This is a genomic window from Erysipelothrix tonsillarum DSM 14972 (assembly GCF_000373785.1).
In the GTDB taxonomy this organism is placed as follows: Bacteria; Bacillota_I; Bacilli_A; order Erysipelotrichales; family Erysipelotrichaceae; genus Erysipelothrix; species Erysipelothrix tonsillarum.
This window is the reverse complement of the sequence record NZ_KB892377.1, coordinates 372,683-398,659: the sequence shown is the minus strand read 5'-3', so window position 1 is coordinate 398,659 and position 25,977 is coordinate 372,683. Positions and strand designations below refer to the sequence as shown.

Sequence of the window (25,977 nt, the reverse complement as noted above, 5' to 3'; positions counted from 1 at the left end):
CCTTATTTGTTTAATTCCTATTCTTCATATAAAATGAGTTAAACCCCAAAAAAGACACATGATCAGGATCATGTGTCTTTTTTTTAATAAATTCTATTATTTAAACTAATTAACTCGGTTTACAGAAGTACCAGTTTCAAGAATTTCTAAAACGGATGTAAGCGCAAATTCCATAATATTACGCACCGATACATTGGTATAATGAGCAATATGAGGCGTAAATAAAATCTTGTCATGATTTACCACTTCCACAAAGAGTGCGTCATCAATTTCTTGCCCTGTAAAGTCTTTAGGGATAAATAAACTTTCGTTTTCATAAGTATCCAAGGCAGCTCCAGCAAGTTGTCCTTTATCGAGTGCTTCAATAAGTGCTCTCGTATCCACTATGGAACCACGGGCCGCATTAATGAGATAAGCAGTTGATTTAAATTTACGGAACATTTCCGCATCAAATTGATGGTAATTATCTTTGGTTGCTGGTACATGAAGACTCACAACATCAGACATCGAAACAAGTTCCTCTATAGAATCAACATAGGTTACATACTGTTTCGCTTCATCATTTTGGAAAACATCAAATGCAACCACATTTGCACCAAATGCATGGAATAAAGCTGCCGATTTACGACCGATATGACCCGTTCCGACAATACCTACGGTCATTTCTTTTAGAAGACCGGCACGAATTTGGGGTTGCCAACGAAAGTCCTGTTGTCGTGTTTTTTCTTCAATAACCCGGAACTTACGAATCATACTTAATGCTGCGGTAACAGCATACTCAGCAATTGATTCAGGTGAGTAACTGGGTACATTGGTCACGATGAGATCATTTTCGGTAGCAAGTTCCAAATCATAATAATCAAAGCCAGCACTACGCTGTGCAATTTGTTTGATGCCATAACCTTTAAGAATTGAATACATTTCCGGTTCAAGTTTTGTATTTTGACTTGTAGATAAGCCATCAAATCCTTCAACCTTATGGATATTATCCATAGTAATTTGACCTTCAGCTATAGTAATTTCAACATTATGGCGTTTTGCCCAATCAAATGTTAGTTCGCGTTCTTCTTCACGCACGTTAAAGACGATAAATTTATACATAGACATGCTCCTTTTCGATTTAAACGCTATTTTTCCGAATTAAACGATTTGTAGATCCCAAATGGAACTATTACGTATTGTACCACTAAAATCACGATGCACACAATTGATGTTGTTGTTATAGAATGATAAACATTCATCAGTGCTTTACGCCACTTCGGTCACAATCGTAATCAGTGAGAATGCAAGTGGTCTTATAAAGGCGTTTGGTCTCAACATTTTCAAGTACTCAAAGACCCAAGCGGATGTTGTCTCTTTATTATCAACTATTTGTAATCGTAAAGATTAAAAAAGACCCCTAATAAGGGTCTTTAAATGAATTCATTGATAATTGAGAGGAAAATATCACCATAGAGTTCCAGTTTCTTATTTCCTACGCCTTTAACATCGAGAAATTGGGTTGGATTTCGCGGCATTAAACTACACATATCGATAAGCGTAACATCCGAAAAAATAACGAAAGGTGGTACCCCTCGTTTATCCGCCAAGTCCTTCCGAACTTTCTTCAAGGCTAATAATAACTCAGAGTCAACATTATGAACTTTTTGATGTTTTTTGATGTTTGAATCTTCTTCGGGTAATTTAACACTGATTTTACTGCGGTTGATTAAAAAAGCTTTCCCCTTTTGTGTAATTCTAAGTATATTGTATGCGTCAACCACGCGTTCCACATACTCGATCTCAATCAATGCTTGAATCAACATCTCAATATTCGCTTTGGAATGATCTTTCATAATACCATAGGTACTCAGGTTATCCAGACCAAGTTCTAGAACACGTTTATTTTGTGCGCCACGAAGCACATCGGTCACCAAACCAGAACCATAACGTTCATGCATTCTTAAGATACATGACATTATTTTTTGGGCCTCCACGGTAATATCAACGGTTTTATAATGATGCTGGCAATTATAACATTGAGTACATTGAACCGAGGTCGTTTCACCAAAATACTTCATCAGCGTGTAGCGAAGGCACTGTGTAGTCTTACAATACGAAACCATATGCGACAAGCGATAATGAGCTTGCTTCTTAATCAAAGCATATCGCTCGGGATCTTCAACTTGTTGTTCATCCATCTGTTCGATAAAGAATTGATTAGTTCGAATATCTTTACCATTGTACAGTAAAATACATTCTGCCAAACTCCCATCACGTCCTGCACGCCCCGCTTCTTGGTAATATGCTTCCAGTTCTTTGGGCATATTATGATGAATAACAAACCTTACATTTGATTTATCAATACCCATTCCGAAAGCATTCGTTGCCACCATAACTTGAATGTCTTCTTGAATAAATGCATCCTGATTTTGAATTCGTTCAGCGGTGTTCATGCCACCGTGGTATGCTGCTGCTTTAATTCCTTGATCCATTAGTAGACGTGTAACCTGTTCTACTTCATTACGCGTTTGACAATAAATAATACCCGAAGCATCTGTTTTACGGCAATAGTCTAAAATAAAAGACTTCTTTTCACTGTCTTTCGCATCAAGGGTTTGGAAAAAAAGATTGGGTCGATCAAAAGATTTAATCGATACTTCTGGATCTTTTAATTCGAGATTTTTAATGATTGCTTCACGTACACGACCCGTAGCTGTCGCCGTGAACGCCGTCACAACAGGACGCGGATTTAGGGTACGGATAAATTTGGGTATATCCAAATATTGGGGTCTGAAATCATTCCCCCATTGCGATACACAATGGGCTTCATCTACAGATACTTGCGCAATGCTTACATTTTGAGTGAGTTGTAGAAATCGTTGTGTTAATAATTGCTCGGGAGCAACATAAATCAATTTATAGGTTTCATTCAAAGCGCGATCATAAACTTTGCTTTTCTGTCCATCATTTAAAGAACTGTTAATATATGCCGCCGGGATGCCCATCATATTAAGGGAATTCACTTGGTCTTTCATCAGCGAAATCAAAGGCGACACCACAATTGTAATACCTTCCATAATCACAGCGGGAACCTGATAACAAAGCGACTTGCCACCACCAGTTGGCATTAAAGCCATAACATCTTTTTGGGCAAGGATTGCATCAACAACTGCTTCTTGGCCATCACGAAAAACATCAAAGCCAAAATATTCTCGAAGTACTTGATATTTATCCATGCAATCCTCCTCTTTATGTCAATCTATTGACGGATCAAACTAAAACATCACCATGGACTGCTTCAAATGCATCCAGTACACTACGCGCATCATCCGTGCTCTTTGTTTCCATCAATGCTGCCCGTAAATCATTTGCCCCTTTAAACTCGCGAATATAAATTTTAAAGAAACGATGCAGTGGCTTTGATAATCCAGGCTCTTGAGCAGAATATAGATCGTATTGATCTAAATGATAGCGAAATAAATCTAACAATGCTTTCGGTGTATGCTCCTGTGGTTCTTTTTCAAACGCAAAGGGATTATGAAAAATACCACGTCCAATCATTACGCCGTCCACACCGTAGGTATCCGCAAGGTGTTTCCCCATCTGATAATCCATAATGTCACCATTAATCGTAATTAGAGTTTCTGGTGCAATTTCATCACGCATTTTCATTATTTCTGGAATCAATTCCCAGTGCGCATCCACTTTACTCATTTCTGTTTTTGTTCGTAAGTGAATGGATAAATTGGCGATATCTTGGCGTAAAACATGTGCCAACCAGGTTTTATATTCTTGCACATCACGATGTCCAAGACGCGTCTTTACACTCACTGGAAGCCCCCCAGCTTTGGCGGATTGGATGATTTCGGCGGCCACATCGGGACGTAAAATCAAGCCTGATCCTCTACCATGCTTAAATACATTGGGAGCCGGACATCCCATATTAATGTCAATACCACTAAATCCCATCTCCGCTAAGCCAATACTCATGTCACGGAAGTAGTCAGGGTTATCACCCCAAATATGGGCAACCACGGGTTGTTCATCTTCGGTAAAAAGAAGACGACCACGTAGACTCTCACGTCCTTGTGCATGGAAGTAGCTTTCACTATTTGTAAATTCCGTAAAATATACATCAGGACGTGCCGCTTTCGCGACAACATGACGGAATACGACATCCGTCACATCTTCCATTGGTGCTAAAACAAAAAAGGGTTTGGGTAATTGTTGCCAGAAATTTTCACTCATAAAACATCCTCACTTTAAGATTTTTTCAGGTCTTGTTGGAGACCTTAACCGAGAGATATTGTCCCATTATTTCATCTTTTTTTCAACCTTAATCATCCAGTTCATGATGAACTAAAAAAAGAGGCAGGTATCTGCCTCAAATCATCGTATTACAGATCACGATACGTGATACAGTCAATATTTGGGTTTTGTTTCAATTCTTGTGTAAAATTGCTATGAATCATAAAAAATGCAAGATGAGCCCGATTCTCTGTTAATTTCGAACCTGAATACACTTCATGATCCAGATAACCCGGATGACACATCACTTCAACCGTTTCCCAAGCTTGAATATCATCTAACAGATTATTGAGATAAACCTCAAGATGTTCTTCGCTATCGATACCGACACTGTCAAAGAAGGGTTCAAAACGTTTAACTCCGCTAACATCTTCCGGTAATTTAAAATTATTGCGTACAGGTAGGTGATACTCCCGCGCAAGTTTGACGATAATCGCTTGTAGCGGCTCCAGTGTATGCACATGATGATGTGAATCCAAATGAGTTGGCTTAATGCCTGCACGCATAACCTTTTCTATTTGTGCCTTCCACTCACGATAGATTTCATTTGTATCATAAGGTTTTTCCTTTTCAAAATAACAAAGTGGTTTGAAGTAGCCCTGTTCATCTACAAGGGTTTGGTGTCCTTTGAGAAGTGCTGGACCGCACGTAAGTGTTAAATGCACCCCAATTCCAAGTCTGGGTAACACTTTTGCTAATGAGACGGCATGGTCAAATCCAGGCATATTCGCCATGATGGTTGTAGAGGTTAAGATCCCTAATTCATGGCAATCCGCAATTGCGTAATTGATACCACGGCTATAACCAAAATCATCGGCATTAAAAATAACTTTTCCCATTTTATTGTTCTCCTTTTTGATAATGTTTTCGTACAAATGGATAATAAAGCATCACCACAACCATATAGATCGTAATCTCCCAAAAGACACTCATAAAATCGCCTCCGGTTGCGAGATAGCTCTTTAATCCGGGCGGTACAAACCAAGGTACAGCGAGTAAAAAAGGTTTGATGTATCCGGCTTTTGTCAAGAAGAAAGCAAGTGTAGATGCTACCAGGGGTGCAAAAAGAAAAGGTATTTTCAATTCCGAATTTGAAACGATTGGTATACCAAACATCAAAGGTTCGTTGATGTTAAAGATTGCAGGTACAACTGCTGATTTTAAAACATCATCTTCTTTAATGCGACCCATAGCCCATGCATTGAGTATGATTGCTCCTGTTAAACCGGACCCACTTGCGCCCATAAATGTCGTGTAAAAAGATGTATTAATAATGCTTTCAAATGAAATCATATTTAAACTCTGTCCAATATTAAATGATGTCAGAATTATAAGGATTGGTTCAAAAAACGGTGCAAGCATAGCATCACCATGCAAGCCTTCATACCAAATTCGTTGCATGAGTAACATGATAACAAGGTAAAGCCAAATCGAATGTGAAAACACCTTCATACTCGCAAGAAATCCATTTGACACGGTTATAGTGAATGATCTCATATAGGGTTGTAGCAATGTGACTAAAGCAAATGTCACCACAAGACTGAATAAAGATAAAAGTAATTTCCCATATGCTACGGTGATTGCTTTAGGTATCTTTTTAACGATACCCAACTTGCCTTTATTCAATAAAACAGAACACCCCTTAATAATCACAAGACTTAACAACGGAATACCTAAAGCAATAACAAAAAAATTTATTTCGAAGATGTTTTGGAGGCTATCTGCAAAAACGCCTCCAAATAACACCAGCGAAACACCACACATCGCTTCAACCGCAATTTCATATTGTCGTGACAATTCATAAGATAACAACAATACAATTGCGCAGTTAGCCAGACGATAGATTCCCACAAGCATTCGCATTAATAAAATTGAAGCATTCCCATTAGGTAAGATGCTACTCATCAAGATTGCAAAACTGATGAGTATGAGACCCATCAAGAATTTACTTAAACTTTGATGGATACTCTTAATGATTTTATGTTCATGAATCCTACTTAGGGCTTCCAAAGGCATCACTTCAGTTCAGGCCAATATTCTTTATTGGCTTCTATCAGTGCATCAAGCACTTCTTTAGCCACTAGCATCGACGGAACTGTTTGATTAAGTGTGAATGCTTGTAATGCTTTGAGATAAGACTTTTCAAAAAACGCATCAACCCATAATTTTTCGGATGCGACTTGCGCTTCCATTAATCCTTTATGAAAATCAGAAATTGGTTCTCGCAATGCAATTGGTTCTACACCTCGTGCACTCACATAAGCCGGCACTTCCACAACAGCATCTTCACGTAAATTTGAAATCGCACCGCGGTTGGGAACGATAAGATTAAAACGTTTATTTAAATCCTGATGTAAAGAAATCGCAATGTCGATAATATATTGTCCATGAATTTCATTTTCCATTGTATAAGTCTTCAAGTCTTCTTGGGCATTAGAAACAATCGCTTCATAAAATTGTTGCATATATTGATCCCGATGGTCCATGACATGATTGGCACGTGTATAGTTTTTATTTGCCTTTGCAACTTTTTCATCCCCCATTAAGTAGTACTCTAAATAATTATTGGGAATGCTATCAGGGAAATATTGAATCATGCGACCTAAATTAACATATGTTTCTTTCCAACTATCATCCCCTTCATTGAGCCAAACACCTTCTTGTTGGGCACGTTCAATGATTTCAGGCAGAACATCACGATCTAAGTTTTTATCGTAAATTTTTGTAAACCAGCCAAAATGATTCAAACCGTAGTAATCCGGAATCCATCCATCATGATCATATTCATAAATATCTGCAAGCGTCTTACTGATGCTGATGGCCATATCACAAGCATTAATAATCTTAGCTTGCGGAAATTGGCGTCGTACAGCTTCTGAAATAATTGTTTCGGGGTTTGTATAGTTTAAAATCCAAGCATTGGGTGCATATTTTACGCATAATGATACAAGTTCAAGAAACTGGCTCATGGAGCGCATGCCATAGGCAAAGCCACCTACCCCACACGTTTCTTGTCCCACAAGATTAAACTCAAGCGGTATTTTTTCATCCAACTCACGCATTTTTAGTCCACCAGCACGAATTTGAGCAAAGATATAGTCGACTCCCGTAAATGCAATAGCAGGATCGACCGTTTCTATAATTTTGATTGGACGTTTTAAATTACGAAGTAAATACTCTACAATCACGAAGGTCCGATGATTCTTTTCTTCTGATATATCATAAAGGCGTATTTCTTCAACTGGGAACATTTCATACTGAGCTAGCAAACTTTGAATGATTCCAGGCGTGTAGGTGCTTCCAGCACCTGCAATACAAATTTTAATGGGTTCTGTTTTCATATTAACCTCTTTCTATATGTAAGCGTTTCCTTGACCTTTTTCAGCTTCCTAATTATACTTAGAGAAGACAAAGGTTCTAAGGGGGATTTTATGAAACAATTGCATTATGAGCTACACTATTTTGATAACCCAAATTATCCGATAATATTTCATTTTAACTCATTGATTCGTAACGAATCGGAAATATTACCCCATTGGCATGCGAATATTGAACTCCTCTACATTGTTTCAGGAAAAGCAATTGTTTATATCGACGATCAAACCATCATTGCGAAACGTGGTGAGATTGTCATTATTAATTCAAATTCAATTCATAGCATCGAAAGTCAGACGGATGAAGTGATTTATTTTTGTTTAATTATGGATTCTAATTTTTGTCGAAGTTTAAATTTTGATACAATTAATTGTCGTTTTCATAACTTGACCAGTGATCCAGAGATGCGAAATATTTTTCAAATTATCGCTAATGAATGTGACCAAGCAAAACCTTATTACCAAAAAGCCGTTCGTGCCTTATGCAACACAATGCTTATACTTCTTTACCGAAATCAATTGATTGAAGCAACTCCAGGAGCTTCATTAAAAACAGAACGTATGGCAATTATTAAACAGTCAATTGAGTACATCCACCATCATTTCAATCGTGATTTAAGCCTTGATGAAATCAGTCAGGAAGTCGGAATCAGTAAATATTATTTTTGTCGAATCTTTAAGGACATTACCGGCATTACAGTTAATAATTATATTTTCCAAGTGCGCTGTAATCATGCCCATCAATTGTTGTCCGAAAGTGACCTAAGTATCGCAGAATGCAGCGAGGTATGTGGTTTTAACTCAACGGCATACTTCACGAAATGTTTTAAGTCTGTTTTTGGCTTTCCGCCATCTCAGATTCGAAAAAAACATCAAGATACCGAGAAAAAATCACGCGCTAGTGAGAGCAACCAACGTAGTGTCTTTATTGCTACAAACGGTCAGAAAGAGCCAACTGCGCTTTAAATTCTGACTGAACAGCTGCCATTTCATCTGGATTAAGGAGCGTACGAAGCCCGGCGAGTGCTAACACACTTCCAGCTTTGACGATGCCTTGATGTGCATATGATGACCGGCCTTGATCATGCCATTCTCGTGCATGCATTGGAAATCCGATTGGTTCACATGCAATAAAAATTTGGGCTGTTGGAACCGTCCAACTTACATCACCCACATCTGTTGAGACAAACCCTGTTTGATTGAAAACTGGGTTTTTTATAGTTTGGTCATAATGCTTATTTGTAGATAAAATTGGGCCCAAATCCAATATTGCCTGATGAAGTTGTTTCGATAAAATATGGTTTGCATTATACGATTTGCATCGACCATCGGATTTTATCAAAACATTTGTTTCCGTCATTTGTGCTGCTCCATAAGCAATTTTTTTTACACGTTCAACCACGGCATCAACATCATGCAACGATTTCGCTCGAATAAAATAATATAGGGATGCCTTATCTGGAACTACATTCGCAGAGGGTCCACCTGCATTTAAATACGCATAATGAATGCGCACATCATCTGAAACATGTTCGCGCAAGTAGTTCACACCAATATTCATAAGTTCTGCTGCATCCAATGCCGATCGCCCTTGCTCTGGTGCGCCAGCTGCATGGCTGGCAATCCCTTGAAAATCAAATTGCACTTGTTGTACCGCAAGGGTTTTATCAGCCCAGACTTGGGTGAATGTATTGGGATGCCAGGTTAAGCAAATTGCAAGGTCATCAAACACACCTTGTTCATTCATAATTCCCTTACCATATCCACTCTCCTCGGCAGGACAACCGTAAACGCGCACTTGATACTTTAATTCAAGCTCTTCCATCATTGCCTTACAAATTAAAGCTGCCAAACATGAACCACTTCCAAGAAGGTTATGACCACATCCATGATTTGCTTCACCTAATGCATCATACTCTGCAAGAAAACCGATAATAGGGCCTTCACTGCCAAAATGAGCCATAAACGCATGGTCCAACGTTGCTAGCGGGCGCGTAATGTTAAATCCTTCATCGTTAAGCAATGCTGTCATTGCATCAGCAGAATGTGGTGTTTCAAAACGCACTTCTGAAAACTGCCATATGGCATCACTCAAAGCTAAAATGCTTTTTGAATAATGGGCGGCTAAAGATTCAATACGTTTCTCCATTATAACGGTTCCTCCTTAAAAATTTGTTTCAGTATGGATTGGGTTTTGATGCGTTGGATATTTTGATTTTTAATATCATACGTTCCCGTATATAACGCATCCATCATATTTTGATAAGCTCCTTGCTTGGGGTCAATGTCGATGGACTCAAGCAACATACTCTTAGCAAAATTTTGTCGAAAAATCATATTATCATGACGTTTTATTTCGAACTCAGATCCCATTATATTCACTGTACCTAAATCAAACTCAATCCAAATTTCAATTGGCATTTGACGATAGCAGTATACTGAACCATACATACTTATTTGAATACGATTTTTGTATTCAAACCAACACTCCACCATGTCCACTTCCGATGCTCGTCGCTGTTTAAATGTTCCATCATATTTGGTGATCTCATCCTCTACAAGAGATAGCAGCAGATCTAAAACCTGACTGCCTTCTCTATATAATTGTTCAGTTGTTTCCGATCCGACCACCACTCGAATATGCTTTACGCTCCCCAGTGTTTTTTCACAAACCAATTGATACATCTTTTGATACGTGTTTCGGTAAAAATCCGGATTTACAAATGCAATAGGATTATTGTATTTCTGACTTAATTTGAGTGCTTCTTCATAAAGATAGGATTGGTTGTAGGTTGGTGCTTCAATTACGATATGTATACCAAATGAACTAAAGTACTCAATCATTACAAATTGTTCTTGTTCTGGAACACAGAGATGAATGCAGTCGATGCGCTGTTTAGCAATCATCGCTTGATAATTTGTATAGGTTTTGCCACCATAGAGTGTTTGAGCCCGTAATAACCGCTTAGGATTGTGGTCACATAAAGCAACAATATCGACATGATCAATTCGTTCCAAGGCTTGAATGTGGTGCAAAAACTGACGACCACATCCAACAATACCAACCTTATAACGTTTCATCCTTTACTCCTACGATTGCGGTTGATTACATCAAGGTTTCTAAGGGTTTGTTCCATATCATCCCAGCTAAGTGGAGCTTTACCAGTGCTGATAAACGCTGTAACAGCTTCAAGTAAACCCTCATAAAGAGATTGATCTAAAACACAGTCATTAATTTTAAACGGCGGATTCCCTACCTTAATCCCTTCCAACAAAACTTTATGATTCCCCACAGAACCCTGTATCGTTTCTTTAGTTTCACTATCGAGCATCGTATCGATCATTAAGTCCCCTGTAAAAAGCGATCCTAATATCTCAACAAGGTGAATGCCATACCAGTGATAATCCGGGATTCCGCTTTGAAATGTTAAGGGTCCTGAAATAATAAGTTGTTGCGCTTTCGGTAGGTCATGCTTTTTGATGTCATGAATATACCGTAATGCTGATGCCGAAAAAACGGGAACATTGTGAGCTTGAGCACATTTTTTTAGGGCAATAAAATCATCGAAGGAATAAGTAATGGGTTTATCGATAAATACCGGTATACCCAAGCAACAGTGATTTTCAAAAAGCGTACGGTGCGTCGCAGCATCTCCAGTTAGAAGTAAAATTGCATCCACCGCTTCTAAAAAAGCAGGATTCGTGTAAATAGGAATACCAAGTTTGTGAATCGCATCCAAAGTCCCGTCGCGTCTGTTATTGAAAAAATCGAGCTGACCTAGTTGATCGTCATATACACCTACGACCTCAAAATCACGATTTTTTTGAAAACTTGAAGCAAAGGCCGATACGTGTGTCGTATCGGCACCGATGATACCTATCTTAATCATTTTTTGCATCATGACGCCATTGAGCCAAATGCTCTTGAACAAATGCATCATCATTTAACTCTGGATATCTACGATATACTGTATCAATATATGCACCTTGATCTGCGCTCATACATTCATGATCCATCAAACACCAATTCCCTTTCATGAGACCTTGTCGTGTTAAGACCTCGTTTATCCCTGCAATACATCCCTTAAAATTATTGCGGACATCAAAGAAAGCACCATTTGTATCTGTTATATGGGTTCCACGCTCTAATAATTCTTGAGCACTTCCTTCCCCACGACGGTATCGACAAATATCTTCGAATAGCAGGACTGCTTTGTGGGTCCAAACAGACCAATGACCCAGTAAGCCTCCCACAATCGCTTTTTGACGGTTCTCGCCATTAACATTCATTGAAAACGTGGTAAGTAAATCTGCCACAATGTTATCATCATTCCCTGTGTAAATTGCGATATCCTGCCAGCGTGATGACATCATTACCGCTTGTGCCACATCCAAGCTCTGGTAACGATTGAAAGGTGCGATTTTAACCGCAACGACATTTTCGATTTCCATAAATGCCTTCCAAAATTCAAACGAAAGAATGCGACCACCGGCTGATGGTTGGAGATAAAATCCAAACACCGGCATTATTTCCGCAACTTCACGCGTGCGCTCAAGCAGTTCAGCTTCGCTGTATTCTGGGAGATGCCCCATACTGAGTAATGCCAGATCATATCCATATTGTTTCGCTAAGCGTGCTTCCGAACATGCTTGTTTTGTTGGTCCCGCTAATCCTGCTATTTTTAGGAAAGGACGACTTAACTGAGCGCGCGCTACTTCTTCTGCTGCCATTTTTAAAACCGTCTCATAAAGATTAAACTGAGGTTCTCGAATTTCAAATTGAGTCGTATGAACCCCTACCGCAATGCCACCCACACCTGCTTCTAAATAATAGCGCGTTAAAGCGCGTTGACTGACCTCGTCCAATGATTTATCTTCATTAAGAGCGAGCGGATGCGCAGGGATTACCGTCCCTTGATTTAACAGTTTGCGTTGTTCTGCATTCATCAGTATTTACCTTCTCTTTCTTGGAAATGGGTTGGTTTATCAATTAGTGTTCCGTCTTCCATAACCCACGTTGCCACGATATCAATCATTTCACGTGCAGTTGTATTTGGATAACCAAAAAGTTCGTGAGATTTTGAAGCATTATTTAACAGGGCTGTTGGTGCCTCTTCACCGATAAATTCAACCTCTTTTTTCATAATAGAGGCGAAACGCTCTGCAATCCAACGAATCGATAGCGTTTCTGGACCTGTAATATTTAAAATATTGGCAGGTACCGTTGTATGAAGTAATGAACGAATGGCCATTTCACTGGCATCAGGTTGCCAAATAACATTTACAGAACCCATCGTGACATCAATAGGCCGCTCTTCATAAACCGCTTTGGCAAGTTCTACAAGTACTCCGTAACGAACATCAATCGCATAGTTTAGACGATAAATGACTGTAGGGGTCTTATGTGTTTCTGCAAAATATTCAAAGATACGTTCTCGGCCTAAACATGACTGTGCATATTCCCCTACTGCATCAGGCGCCATTTCTTCTGATGGTGCAGCATGACGTACATCCACTAAGGGATATACACATCCGGTTGAGAATGCTACGATTTTTGAATTTTTATAAATTTCTGCAATACGGCCGGGTAGATAACTGTTGAGTGCCCAAGTATACGCTTCATTCCCTGTGCTACCAAACTTATAGCCAACCATATAAATGACATTTTCCACTTGGGGTAAATTCTTAAGTGCTGCTTCATCCATAAAGTCGGCAACCAAAGTTGTGATTCCCAGATCTTCAAGTGCTTGACGTGACTTTTGACCTCCAGAGAACCGTGCAACACCATACACTCGCTTCTTAATCCCTGCTTTCGTGAGTGCATCCATAAGCAAAGCGGACAAGTTGTATCCGATTTTACCGCTGACACCTAAAATGATAATATCTCCTTCAATGCGTTTAACATCTTGGATTAAGGCATCCGATGCGGTATTCATTTTCTTTTCAATTTTCTGTAATGTTTTATTCATATAATCCCCCTCATAATGCTTTGGGTGCGTAAGTAAAGCAATGTGTTAAATACTTCGCACCGCGCTTTGATAATGTTTCATATACTTTTGGAAACATCTGAATATCCGTTGGTTCATCATAATATTGATTCACAACAATGCGCTTATTTTCCAATAAACGAATAAACTCTGCTACGTTTCTGCCTTCAGTCCATCGTACAAAACCATACGGATAATCAACAGCATCCCGTTCATAAGATGTTTGGTATCGTCCAGGTCCGCCTGCTCGAGAGATGCGCACATCAATTTCTTTAATAAACATCTTTTCTCGTGAATAATTCGGTTGAATATCGCCTACAATAACGGACTTGCCCTTATCTTTTAACCAATCAAGACTTTTGTCGGTAAGATAACTTGCTCCTGAACCGGCACACAAGAACACGGCATCAGCGCCTTTTCCACCACTTAAAAGATCCAAGTCTTTTTCCAATTCCGTCTCATCGGAATACGTCTTAAGTCCCGAAACGCTTGCAAGTAAGTCTGCGCGCGCTGACGAACGGTTTAAGGCAAGTACAACCATTCCTGCTTGATGCGCAATTTGCGCAATTAATTGGCCGTAAATCCCCAGTCCAACTACAATACAAATTTCTCCAAACTGCAGTTCTCCTTGACGTAACCCATGGATGGCAATCGCGCCCAATCCGGCTAATGAAGCATCCGTCATCTCTACAGAATCCGGCACTTTTGAAACTAATGTTTTCGGGACACTTAAGTAACTGCGATGCCCTACATAAGGGGCACCGTAAACAGCAACACGATCCCCAATACTGAAAGATTCAACTCCAGCCCCCACTGCCTCAACCACACCGGAAGCAGAGTAGCCCAAACGAACCACATCTGCTTGAGATGATGCACTCATCGACATTTCAGTTCCTGGACTCACCGCTGAATAACTTACTTTAATTAACACATCATGATCTGATACTTCAGGTATTGCAGCTTCATAAATATCTACAATCCCGTGTTTTGCTCCTAAAAATTTCATTTTCATCATTTGATACCTGTAAAGGCAATTCCTTTCGTAAAGTATTTTTGGAAGAACAAGAATATAATAAATGTTGGAATAAAGGACAAGAACGCACCTGCCATCTCAATTCCAAAATGACCTTCTTTTGTAAGCAAGGATGCCAGTCCAACTGTAATTGGATACATGTCACTGCTTGTGGTAAAGATTAGCGGTGTAAGAAAATCATTCCAAGATGAGATAAATGCGAACGTTCCCACCGTTGCAATGACGGGTTTAGAAAGAGGCAACATAATCGTGAAGAAGATTTTTAAATCACTTGCTCCATCAATTTGTGCGGATTCTTCTAAAGATTTTGGAACTTGTGCCATAAATTGTTTAACTAAGAACACACCCATAATCGACCAAATTGCCGGTACAATCAGAGCTGTTCGCTTATTTACCCAACCAAAATTACTAAACATAATATAACGCGGGATAATTAAGACTTGTGTCGGTACCATCACAACTGCCATCATTGCCCAAAATAGTATATCTTTACCAAAGAAATCTTTACGGGCGAAGATATAACCGAGAATAGCTGCGAAAAACATTTGCAGTACGGTAGGAATTACCGAAACAATAATGGAATTCAGCATCCATCTTAAAATTGGTGAATATTTAAAAATATGTTGGAAATTCTTAAGCGTCAAGTCATGTGTTTTGAGCCAAGTAAAAGGATTTCCTACAGGTATTTTTGCATCTATAAACGCACCCGTCATCATAATTAGGAATGGAATGATGAACGCCAAACCAAATAATGCGAGGATAACGTTACGAATTATTTTTATTTTACGATCTTTCATAAGTGCCTCCTAATTATAATCAACTTGTTTACCAAGATAACGTTTTTGAATCATTGATACCACAAAGATAAAGAAGAATAAGACGTATGCAAGTACACTTGCATAACCGAAGTCATATGCCGTAAATCCTTGTTGGTACATATAGTATACGATTGTGTTTGTAGCATAGTTTGGTCCACCCTTGGTCAACAAGAATGCTGAGTCAAAGATTTGAAAAGAGCCAATTGTTGTGGTAATAGCGACATACAAATGAATCGGTAATAAAAGCGGTATCGTAATTTTAAAGAAGGTTCTAAAACGACCGGAACCATCAATTTTCGCTGCTTCATAGACATCATCTGGAATCCCTTGTAACCCTGCATAATAATAAATCATCGTATTTCCAACTACTTTAAAAACTGATAACCCTGCTAATACGATAAGTGCTTGTTTTGAACTTGATAGAAACAATTGTTCTTTAATACCAAAAAGTGCTAGGAACTGGTTGATAAAACCTTCACTGTTCCCTCTGAACATCCATGCCCAAATTCCGGAGATAACCACAAACGAGGTAACAACAGGAAGAAAGAAAACCCCCTTAAAAAATGTTGCCCAGCGACGTTTTAACGAATGGATTAAAACGGCAAAGAAGAGGCCTAATGCCATGGTGGGTAAAATATAGTACAACGAGAATTTTAAAGTATTCCAAATAGACTTCCATGCATTTGGATCTTTAAAAAATCGTTTCCAATTTGCGAGTGCGATAAACTCTGGTTTTCCAATAATTGGATAATCCATAAATGTAATTGCAAAACTAAAAAGTATTGGCCACACGTAGAACACCGTAAAGTGTAATAAAACCGGTACGAGAAATAGATAAACGAGCGAGTGCTTCTTAAAATGATGAAGCACTCGTTCCGTTCGTGTCGGTTTGTGTGGTTTAACTTGGGATGGTTGGTGTTTTTCTTCCATCTTAAACCCTCACATTCTAAATTATTTTAAGTATGTTTGAATAACATCTGCTGCCTCTTGTGCAGCTTCTTCAGGCGTTAATGAACCTTCAAGCATCGCTTGTACTTTTGCTTGAACATCTGGCATGAAGACACGTGCTTGAGCGTTAATGACGCCAGGACGCGCAATCTTCGTAAATTCAGCCATTTTTTTCATTGCTTCATTGTCATCAAAGATTCCCAACGCAGATTCACGTGGAGGAATAAATCCTGTAACTTCATTGAAAGGCTTCATATTGTCTACATTTGTCATTACTTGTAAGAATTCAACCGCTTTTTCTTTATTTTTTGAACCTGATGAGACTATAAACGCCCCCGTAGTTCCAAAAGTTGTCTCAACTTCTTCTTTAAGTGGTGATCCAATGACGAAATCAAGTTTGTTCTCTTCAGCAGCACCAATCATATTATTAGCAGCCCATGCAGCCATCACTTTGCCTTCTAGGAAGAGACCCGCAGAGTCTTCAATGGTAACCGAGTCTTTTGAAATAAACCCATTTTGATACCATTCATTAATTTGAGTAAATGCTTTAATAGATTTTTCATTATTGATGAAGATTTCATTTTGATCATTAACAATATCCCCACCCGCTTGCCAAATTAAAGGATAAAGCGATGAATTAAGCGTATTTCCACCATCATAAGTTCGTGCATAGTAACCTTTATCTACAGCCTTTTGTCCGAGTTCATTAAATTCTTCCCATGTTTTCGGTAGATTATTGATGTCGCCACCAATCTCTTCTAAAATTGCTTTGTTATAGAAAAGTGATTGCGATTCGCGAAGAATTGGTAATCCAAAGAGTTTCTCCTTATAGGTTACTGCATCAATTGATGTTTCACTGAAATCTTTCAGTTCTTCTGTTTTTACAAAATCGTTTATATCAGCAATTAAACCCTTATCTGCAAATTGTGTTAATTGATCCGGAATGAGATAAAAAATATCAGGACCTTCATTTGCTGCGAGAGTCGTCGTCAGTTTTTGTTCGCGGTTCGCCCATGGAATCTCTTCAAATATGATTTCAGCTTCTGGATTTGTTTTTTTGAATTCTTCCGTCATTCCAGCATAAACTGCTTCAATCTCATCTTTTTTCTCAGGACCTACAAAAGGGTGTACCCAAACCGTAATTTTTGCAGCTTCAGCAGGTGTTTCTTTTTTACTACCACATCCCGCTAATACCAATAATGACATTAATACCACTATCGAACGTTTTACATTCTTATTCATCGTTTTTCCTCCTACGATATTTTTTGTGATTTTAAAACATCAACATTTTAAGTTGCCCGTAACAATGTCACCTCCCCATAGACTCATCAATACAGAGCATCTTCCAAGACAATGATCTTGCATTATCCATTTTTCTTTCAAGACCTGCTTTCATCAATATCTTGCGCAATAAAACATAATTTCAGTTTAAACGCTCATAACGTGATTAACTTTCATCATAATTTATATGGTATCTTCTGTATTTTTAATAGGTTTTTAAATAATATACAGAGAACTTGGCATTATATTGTGATTTCCATCTTGAATACGCTTTCATTATAGCCTTGTTTCCTTCTTTACAAAATTACCGAACTTGCCAATAATCATAAAAATATTGCGATAACTCATTAAACTCATCTAAAAAAGGAGGTTTCCCTCCTAGAATTAATCTCTTTTTTTGAATAATATGGATCCTGCAAACAAGAGCATTACGCTTAAAGGAACCACAGAGTATTTTTGAACCCCTGTTGATGGAAGATTTTGATTCAATACTTTGTGCTTATCAAATACAGTTTCCTCACTTTCCATTGGTTTCTGAACACCACCTTGGACGGGTACTTCCTGACTTGGTTCAGTAACTGGTGGTTTTGTTGGGCTTTCAGTTGGATACTCTATAGGTTTTTCAGTTGGTTGTTCCGTCGGATTATCAACCGGAGTTTCAATTGGTTTTTCACCCTCATCGGGTTCAACAGGCTTTAATGTATCCACTGCCATTTTTATAGAAGCTACGGCTGCATCCACATCTTCTTGTGAAATTCGTTCCTGAAACGCTTCTTGTGAAATTCCAATTTTCATAGCATCCTGCTCGCTTTGGATTTGTTCGATCATGAGTTTTACGCTCTCGATTTCATCAACTAAAGCCTTGAGGTCAAGATTTGTCCGTGTTTTACTTTGATTTGCTACAAATCTTTCCGCTTTATCAAGATAGTGCATTAATGCTTTGGTTTTCAAGATAACCACTTCCTGCTCTTCAAAACCTTCAATTGCATCATAGAAGGCACCCTCTGTTTGAAAATAATTCGATGAACCAAAATGCAGTTGTGCATAAGCTGCTTCCTTTGGTGCTCGATAACCGACACTTACTTCTTGCCACAAACCATATCCATTGCGAATATGCTTTAAACTTACTCCCTCTACATCATTCATAACACTGTTTCCATCTTGATCAAAGAAACGAATGAAAACTGTATTTTGACCATCCAGTAAAAATAATTGCGTATTAAAACGATAGTTAAGATCTGGTTGAACGGGTATAGGATTTGATTTAACAAATACCGTTTCTTTATCGCTTCGATCAAATAATTTTAAGCTCTTATTGCCTTCAAATGCTTTTTCATCCGTAATCTCAAAACCAACATTCTCGGTAATTGCATCGAACAAAGATGACCAGCCCGAAATGCTTTTTAAATCAACTTCTTTATCTGTCAGCCCTTCCACAGCTTTCTGTTTCACAGCTTCTTCCTCAAAATTATGATTTTCTATTGGAAGTATCACTTGTGCCACCATCGTTTCATCAACCACATCAAACGGGTCCACATCAATAATTTTTACAGTTTCAATCGCGGTTGGGCTATTTTGGAGAAAATAGATGGCTTCATTCCCGTCTCCATCATGACTTAGTGTCATAAAATCAACTTCTTTCGGTGTTAGGATCCGCGTGTGTTCCCATGTGCTAGGATCAACTACCGTAAGACGACCACCAAGGTCGGTATACACAAACCCATCTTCACCAAACTCAATGTGCACAGGACGCCACATGCCGCGATTACTGATATCAGGATAAATATTTAGATATTTTGTAAACATCAGTGTTTCCGGGTCCATAGTAAACAGAATCCCATCTACAGCCCCCCATAGTTGTCCATCTTGATCAAAGGTCAAACCACTAATCATCGGAGTTTTTGAAATCTCACTAAAAGGTAGTGTTATTTCTTGAATCTTTTCTTGTTTTTCGATATCCCATACAAAAATAACAGGTTTTTCAGCTTGTTGAGTTGGATCTGCATCCAGCCCACCCTTTGTCGTGGTTGACCCAAAAATAAGATTCCCATACTTAGCGAGGCCGACGATACTTTGATTGTTCACCACATTTGGATAAACATTTTTCTCTTGTGTTTTTTGGTTGTAAAGAGCCAAGACACCACCTAAAACTTTGTAATCTGGAATCGTTCCAATCATTAGTAAATCATACTCGTACTTCATGATATAAGGCCGGTCTTGTTGATATTCATCTTTTAAATTAAACAATGTTTCCTGTTTCAAAGACTGAGTATCCATTGCTTGAATGACTGCGCCACCATACAGACCAAAATACATCGTGTGTTCCTCACCAGCAGCCATGCCTTCTGCTTGCATTTGGCGGTACTCACGTTTGGTTCCCTCTTTTAAGTTTACTTGTAATCCTTTAGGTCCACCTGGGTATGATGATACATAAAGATTTCCTTCCGAATCTTTGCCAAGATTATGCAATAAAAGTGGTGTTCCTTTTAAAACATTTTCAGTACGATGTGAGTTTCCTGTTTCAAGATTAAAATGAGCCATGGTACCAATACGTTCTAAGGATACAAACTCATTGCCCTTACCAAAATCCCAAACCGCACCACCACGATGACCTAAAAATGAATTACCAACTTGGCGATGTTCCAAGGTTTCAATATCAATCTCATGTAATTTACGCTCATAGGTAATGTACGTTTTTGTACCGTTAAAAGCTAATTGGTCCCAACTAAATACCCCATAATCATCCGAACCACCGTCATGGTTTTTCGCTAATTTTTTATCTGACCATTTTTGCTCCTTAAGATTATAAAATAATAAAGCATTTTCACCATCATTATCAAAACGTGCAAACAGATAGTCACCCGCAACATCTAAATTATATATATGCTTAATGTCATTTTTATCGCTTTTTTTATCAATAATATCATATGCATTAGCAGTGATATCTATAGTATCACCTGTATCTGGATCCATTTTAATGAGTCGTGCATCAATTCCTGTCCCTAGATACAAACTTCCATCATGGTATGCAATTGAACGCACATATCCCATATTTTTACCCGGTGCAGCTAAGCCTAAGTGAATGAATTCTTCTTTAGACACATCATATTTAACAACAGCCGCTTCATGTTCTTTATGGGTCCCAATATAAACATTACCGTGTTCATCTGTAGTAATAGACCAAAATTGATGACCTGGTAAAGGTGTTCCTAAATATTCTAAATTTTCTGATTCTGGAACATAACGGTAAAGTTGACCATCATTTTTAGGTCCTAAAGCCCCTAAATAGATAATTCCATTCGAATCAACTGTGTGAGCCCAAACTTGACTCACCCCTTCTACGTGTTTACTGAATATGACTTCATCCTGCTCAACATCTAAGGCATTAAAATAGCCACCATTCGTCATAGTATACGCCATTAAACGTCCCTTGTGCTCCGAAAATACCGCACTAATAACTACGGCTGTTGTGTCGATTTGTGAATCAACACTGGTTGGTTCAAGATAACCACGACCATTTAAAACAGCTTGTGGTTTTTCCTCTGCTTGAATTGAACGCACACCCAGTGCTGACGATCCAAGAACCAATGTTAAGATTACCAATAATGTTCTATTTATTTTTTGTTTCATATTAGCTCCTTTTTGCTTCCTTCCCGATATCGTTATTAAATTTTATTGCCTTCTCCTTTCTTTCATATTATCCAAAGTATATGTTGTAAGCACTTACAATAAAAGACATAATCTTGTAACTTAATATAATTTTATTGCGATTATGATAATATTTTTCACATAAAACGATATATAATGTCGAGTTTCAAGAATACCTCTCATCAGTTAGGCTTGTCCCATTTACGAACACAACCCACACAAAAAATCATTCAATCACGCAAGAAGGATTTTGATTATTCATTCATTCTTAAGTTTTAAATACAAAAAAACACTTCATATTGAAGTGTTAAATATTATTTAAAGCATCGCGCCACTTTGATCAAATTGATACCATATCCCCTTAATTTTCCGCCACCCGCGAATCATCATACCTGAGTCATCCATATAGTACCATTTCTGATTGTGCTTCTTCCATCCCGTAATCATTGTGCCCGAACCATCGAGATAGTACCATTTTTGTTGGATATTTTTCCAACCTGTGGCCATCACTCCGGATTTATCGAGGTAATACCATTTATTACTAATTTTCTTCCACCCGGTAGCCATCGCTCCCGAACCATCAAGATAATACCATTTATGATTTATTTTTTTCCAACCTGTGGCCATAACGCCTGTTTCTTCAAGGTAATACCACTTGGTGTTGACTCGCTTCCAACCTGTTACCATTGCACCTGAACCGTCAAGATAATACCATTTATGGTTTATTTTCTTCCATCCGGTTGCCATCGCACCGGATTCATCGAGATAATACCATTTTCCGGATATTTTTTTCCAACCTGTAACAAGGCGGCCAGCCTGGTCCGTATAGTACCACGTCTTTCCATACCGATGCCATTGTTGAGAGACACCTTTTTCAGTACTGTAATACTTTTGATTACCGACTGTAAACAAACCCACATTTGGAATCCCGCTTTGATTAAAATAATACGTATTGCCTTGTACTTGTTTCCACTGACTACGAACAAAGTTTCCTGTCTCATCAACATATTTAGATTTTCCTACAGCACCAAGCCAAGCATTCCGTTTAGTACTTTTTTCCGGACTTTGAACATTCGGTTGCTTAGGTTTTATTTTTACTGATGCAACCGCATTTTCAATCCGATTCAAACGATTCATCGCTACAAAAGATAACCCACTTACATCCCCTTGCGGCCATGTTTTAAAAATATCTTCCGCTAGGTATCTTTGAATTTCTTTATGATCCGGATATTGTTTGCCTATTTTCAAGGCAACACGTGCGGAGTATTCTAAAACTATAAAATCATGAGCAGGAATCAGGTACCGTTTCGTATAGTCATTAACCGCTTCAAGTGATTTTAATGCTTTTATTTCTTCTACCACAGCTGCTTTCGATTTCCGTATTTTACCAAATTCTGACCAATATATACTATATTTATTATAGAAAGCTGTTTTTGGTAAAGGTTCTAATGTGTGGTCGATGCTATCGAGCATTTCATACAACTTATCTACCTTAGTCATTGCAACACCTTTTGCACTTTCTAAAAGTGTACTCGGTGCTTTCAGTCGTGCAGCTTCGTTTGCTTTTACAGCATCGTTGAATGCCTGCCTTAACATTAATTCGTTTTTTTCGTAAAATGCATTTTCCATTCGATCATCATAATAATTTTTATCTGAAATCGTTAAAAATTCAAAGGCAAACAATTGATCATGAAAATCTCGATAAATATCCACCATTTTCGCATTCTCTTGATCCAGAGCTATCAATTCTTCCCGGATCAAGGGAAGTTCATCAAGACTTGCCGACTTAATGCGTTCTGCATAGCTTGCCTTCACGTCTGTAGGCACATGGAAAAATTTTAAATCTACTTCCTCTAATAATATCTCGACGGCTTGATCCCGCTTTTCTTTTTGTCTACGAGCCTCAAAATGCTTTTTATACTCAGTAATTTTTGCTGCTTGTTCTTCAACAGGTAACCGTTTAATAAGTTCGATATATCTATTGGCACGTTCATCTGTCATATTATCAAAACTGAATAAATATGCCTTAAACAATATTAATGCACGCTCTGCATCATATCCCAATGTATTATCATGATTAGATACCTCTACATTATCGGCTTCCGCAGCAATTTGCATCGGTTTTGTCATCACCACTCCAAATCCGATGCACAATGTGAGCACCCATTTCAATCGTTTTACTGATCTTGATCTGTTTATTTCCATCAAATCCATCCCCTTCGACTTTCGTCTATTTATGATACAAAATGAACTCTAATGATAGATTCATGTTGCTTAATTAAAATAAAAGATTTTGATAAAATTGTAAAGATTTTTTTTCTTATCGTCGCCGCAATTAAGAAACCTTAAGATTTAAAGACTCTAAATGAATTAATTACCAGACATTTTACCACCACTCAACGATTTCAACCTTTATCATAAAGTTTTTAATGTAAACGTTATCAATATTGTCAGTATTCGCTTGACAGAAGAACTATTCTATTGTATTTTTGTAATGTAAATGAATGTTCACATGTTACTATTCAATTAGGCAGGGTGATTACAAAAAGACTCTTTTTGTGATTATCCTGTTTTTTTGTAAGACGATTGCGCTAACATCGGAACATACACATTAAGGAGGAAATAATGAAACACTTAAAGACATTCTGTTTAATCTTAGTTTTGAGTTTTGGTTTACTCTTATCATGTGGTCGAAATATGGTCTATGCTGACGAGGCAGCATCAACACCACTGAGCATCGTTTCCATTGATGCAGGTCGAAAATATTTCTCAGAAACACAACTCATTGAAATCATTGAGCGCGCATACCAAAATGGATATACTGGTGTTCAAGTGCTCTTAGGTAATGACGGTCTACGCTTTGTTCTTGATGATATGACGATGACCGTCGAGGGTACACGCTATGAAAGTGATGATGTAAAAAATGCAATTACAGAAGGTAATAAACATTATTATGATGATCCAAACGGTAATGTTTTAACCGAAAGTGCTATGAACCGTATTCTTACTTACGCACAAAAACGTAATATTGATATCATTCCAGTCATCAATAGTCCCGGTCATATGGATGCGATTCTCGTTGCGATGGAACATCTTGGTCTGTCAGATGTACGCTATCAAAACAATGGCAAAATTTCAGAACGAACGGTTAACATCGAAAATAAACAGGCAATTGCCTTTGTCCAAGAGCTAACCAAGAAGTATGCGCAATACTTTGGTAATTATGGGGCTTCTTCAATGTTTAACTTTGGTGCTGATGAGTATGCAAACGATGTATTCACAACACCTGGTTGGGGTGAATTACAAAACAAGGGTCTCTATGGAGACTTCATCAATTATACAAATACGCTTGCACAAATCATTAAAGATGCAGGTATGAAACCCATGAGCTTTAATGATGGAATTTATTATAATCATAAGGATGCTTTTGGTACCTTTGATAAAGACATCGTTATTTCCTATTGGACATCAGGCTGGTGGGGTTTCAATGTCGCTAAGCCTGATTATTTCGCTAATAAAGGACATGATTTACTTAACACAAATGACGCATGGTATTGGGTTTTAGGTCATATCGATAAAGATGCTTATAACTACCACAATGCATTGAAGAATATCAAAAATAATCCATTTGATCAACTTGCTGGTGGAAGCTTCATTCCCTCAATCGGTAGCATGCAAGCTATTTGGGCTGATGATCCCCAACAAGACCATGGTATGGATAAAATCTTAAACCTTATGGATACATTCTCCAAGACACATCCCAATATCCTCATCAAACCGGCTAATTATGAAGCCTTAGAGCAAACATTACAAGCAATTCCATCTGACCTTGGCATCTATAATGATGAATCAGTGAAGCGTTTAGAAAAAGCAAAATCAAACATCCAAAGGGGTCTTCGTATCGTTGATCAAGACCAAGTCGATACGATGACGCAAGAGCTTCAAACTTCGATCAAATTGCTTACATATAAAAAAGCAGACTATTCAAAATTGAATAGTTTAAAAGCAAAGATCAAGCTTTTAGATTCAAATGCTTACCAGAATTTTGATGACATTGAAAAAATATTGGGTCTTATCCATGAAGATTTAAACATCACACAACAAGCAGAACTTGATCACAGTGTAAATGAACTCGAGAAAGCGATTGAAGCACTTCTTCTTAAAGACATTGCGCCATCACCACGTATTCTCTCGCCTTTAAAACCGACCGCTAAATCTGAATCATCAACCCTACCTAACACTAAAACGGTTGATCGTACTTCACCAACTTTAGTGCAATCTCCATCAACTCCGGCGTTAGGACAGGAAGTCAACAAAGAATTCAAGGCAGAGGTATTACCTCAAACAGGCGTTGCGCATTCGTGGTCTACTCTATCAATAAGTTGTCTTTTGACTTTTGGTGGAATGCTCCTATTAAAAAAAGTAAAATAAACAAAGAATCCAAAAAAAAAACACTGATGAGCACATCAGTGTTTTTTTTTACTTCTTTGTCAATAAAGACATCGAATATTGCTTCTTATTTATTTTTATAAACCATTTTAAAATAGAACAATCCATCACATCAATTCCGATTGATGTATATGTATGTTAATTATAAA

Annotated in this window: 19 protein-coding genes; 2 read left to right on the top strand and 17 right to left on the bottom strand. The window is 38.1% G+C overall.

What is annotated here, in order from left to right:
* Positions 1-105 precede the first annotated feature (105 nt).
* The 6 genes from B096_RS0101850 to B096_RS0101825 all read right to left on the bottom strand — a co-directional run bounded on the left by B096_RS0101850 (position 106) and on the right by B096_RS0101825 (position 7,631).
* Positions 106-1,101 carry a D-2-hydroxyacid dehydrogenase gene (locus B096_RS0101850; RefSeq protein ID WP_018579082.1) on the bottom strand — a complete coding sequence of 332 codons (996 nt, stop codon included), beginning with the start codon at positions 1,099-1,101 and terminating at the stop codon, positions 106-108.
* Between the two features lie 311 nt (positions 1,102-1,412).
* A complete protein-coding gene (recQ, locus tag B096_RS0101845; RefSeq protein WP_018579081.1) occupies positions 1,413-3,218 on the bottom strand; it encodes a DNA helicase RecQ in 1,806 nt (601 codons plus the stop codon).
* Between the two features lie 34 nt (positions 3,219-3,252).
* Positions 3,253-4,230: a tRNA dihydrouridine synthase gene (locus B096_RS0101840; protein WP_018579080.1), complete on the bottom strand. Its 978-nt coding sequence runs from the start codon at positions 4,228-4,230 to the stop codon at positions 3,253-3,255.
* A 149-nt stretch (positions 4,231-4,379) separates the two neighbouring features.
* On the bottom strand, positions 4,380-5,129 hold the full coding sequence (locus tag B096_RS0101835; RefSeq protein ID WP_018579079.1) for a carbohydrate deacetylase: 750 nt from the start codon (positions 5,127-5,129) through the stop codon (positions 4,380-4,382).
* Between the two features lies 1 nt (position 5,130).
* Positions 5,131-6,306, bottom strand: coding sequence for a PTS transporter subunit EIIC (locus B096_RS0101830; RefSeq protein ID WP_026254088.1), 1,176 nt, complete (start codon positions 6,304-6,306; stop codon positions 5,131-5,133).
* Positions 6,306-7,631, bottom strand: coding sequence for a family 4 glycosyl hydrolase (locus tag B096_RS0101825; protein WP_018579077.1), 1,326 nt, complete (start codon positions 7,629-7,631; stop codon positions 6,306-6,308). The genes B096_RS0101830 and B096_RS0101825 overlap by 1 nt, the downstream gene beginning before the upstream one ends.
* 90 nt (positions 7,632-7,721) lie before the next feature.
* Here B096_RS0101825 and B096_RS0101820 point away from each other — a divergent pair, with 90 nt between their 5' ends.
* Positions 7,722-8,630: an AraC family transcriptional regulator gene (locus tag B096_RS0101820; RefSeq protein ID WP_018579076.1), complete on the top strand. Its 909-nt coding sequence runs from the start codon at positions 7,722-7,724 to the stop codon at positions 8,628-8,630.
* Here B096_RS0101820 and B096_RS09485 read toward each other — a convergent pair.
* The 11 genes from B096_RS09485 to B096_RS09745 all read right to left on the bottom strand — a co-directional run bounded on the left by B096_RS09485 (position 8,596) and on the right by B096_RS09745 (position 23,584).
* Positions 8,596-9,813 (bottom strand): amidohydrolase, encoded by a 1,218-nt coding sequence (locus B096_RS09485; RefSeq protein WP_018579075.1) that lies wholly within the window; start codon positions 9,811-9,813, stop codon positions 8,596-8,598. The genes B096_RS0101820 and B096_RS09485 overlap by 35 nt on opposite strands.
* Positions 9,813-10,745, bottom strand: a complete 933-nt coding sequence (locus B096_RS0101810) for a Gfo/Idh/MocA family protein (RefSeq protein ID WP_018579074.1) — start codon at positions 10,743-10,745, stop codon at positions 9,813-9,815. Before B096_RS0101810 ends, B096_RS09485 begins: the two co-directional genes overlap by 1 nt.
* Positions 10,742-11,554, bottom strand: a complete 813-nt coding sequence (locus B096_RS0101805; protein WP_167317839.1) for a Gfo/Idh/MocA family oxidoreductase — start codon at positions 11,552-11,554, stop codon at positions 10,742-10,744. Before B096_RS0101805 ends, B096_RS0101810 begins: the two co-directional genes overlap by 4 nt.
* A complete protein-coding gene (locus tag B096_RS0101800) occupies positions 11,547-12,611 on the bottom strand; it encodes a dihydrodipicolinate synthase family protein (protein WP_018579072.1) in 1,065 nt (354 codons plus the stop codon). Before B096_RS0101800 ends, B096_RS0101805 begins: the two co-directional genes overlap by 8 nt.
* Positions 12,611-13,633: an NAD-dependent epimerase/dehydratase family protein gene (locus tag B096_RS0101795; protein WP_018579071.1), complete on the bottom strand. Its 1,023-nt coding sequence runs from the start codon at positions 13,631-13,633 to the stop codon at positions 12,611-12,613. Before B096_RS0101795 ends, B096_RS0101800 begins: the two co-directional genes overlap by 1 nt.
* 10 nt (positions 13,634-13,643) lie before the next feature.
* Positions 13,644-14,666, bottom strand: a complete 1,023-nt coding sequence (locus B096_RS0101790; protein ID WP_156813092.1) for a zinc-dependent alcohol dehydrogenase — start codon at positions 14,664-14,666, stop codon at positions 13,644-13,646.
* A complete protein-coding gene (locus B096_RS0101785; RefSeq protein WP_018579069.1) occupies positions 14,663-15,481 on the bottom strand; it encodes a carbohydrate ABC transporter permease in 819 nt (272 codons plus the stop codon). Before B096_RS0101785 ends, B096_RS0101790 begins: the two co-directional genes overlap by 4 nt.
* A gap of 9 nt (positions 15,482-15,490) precedes the next feature.
* Positions 15,491-16,432, bottom strand: a complete 942-nt coding sequence (locus tag B096_RS0101780; RefSeq protein WP_018579068.1) for a carbohydrate ABC transporter permease — start codon at positions 16,430-16,432, stop codon at positions 15,491-15,493.
* Between the two features lie 21 nt (positions 16,433-16,453).
* Positions 16,454-17,692, bottom strand: a complete 1,239-nt coding sequence (locus tag B096_RS0101775; RefSeq protein ID WP_018579067.1) for a sugar ABC transporter substrate-binding protein — start codon at positions 17,690-17,692, stop codon at positions 16,454-16,456.
* Positions 17,693-18,115: 423 nt separating this feature from the next.
* Positions 18,116-21,361, bottom strand: coding sequence for a PT domain-containing protein (locus B096_RS09750; protein ID WP_018579066.1), 3,246 nt, complete (start codon positions 21,359-21,361; stop codon positions 18,116-18,118).
* A gap of 336 nt (positions 21,362-21,697) precedes the next feature.
* The gene (locus B096_RS09745) at positions 21,698-23,584 is read right to left on the bottom strand and encodes an N-acetylmuramoyl-L-alanine amidase family protein (protein ID WP_156813091.1); all 1,887 of its coding nucleotides are present in this window, start codon (positions 23,582-23,584) and stop codon (positions 21,698-21,700) included.
* Between the two features lie 420 nt (positions 23,585-24,004).
* Between B096_RS09745 and B096_RS0101760 the strand changes: the two genes are divergently transcribed.
* Positions 24,005-25,810 carry a family 20 glycosylhydrolase gene (locus B096_RS0101760; protein ID WP_018579064.1) on the top strand — a complete coding sequence of 602 codons (1,806 nt, stop codon included), beginning with the start codon at positions 24,005-24,007 and terminating at the stop codon, positions 25,808-25,810.
* Positions 25,811-25,977: the final 167 nt, after the last annotated feature.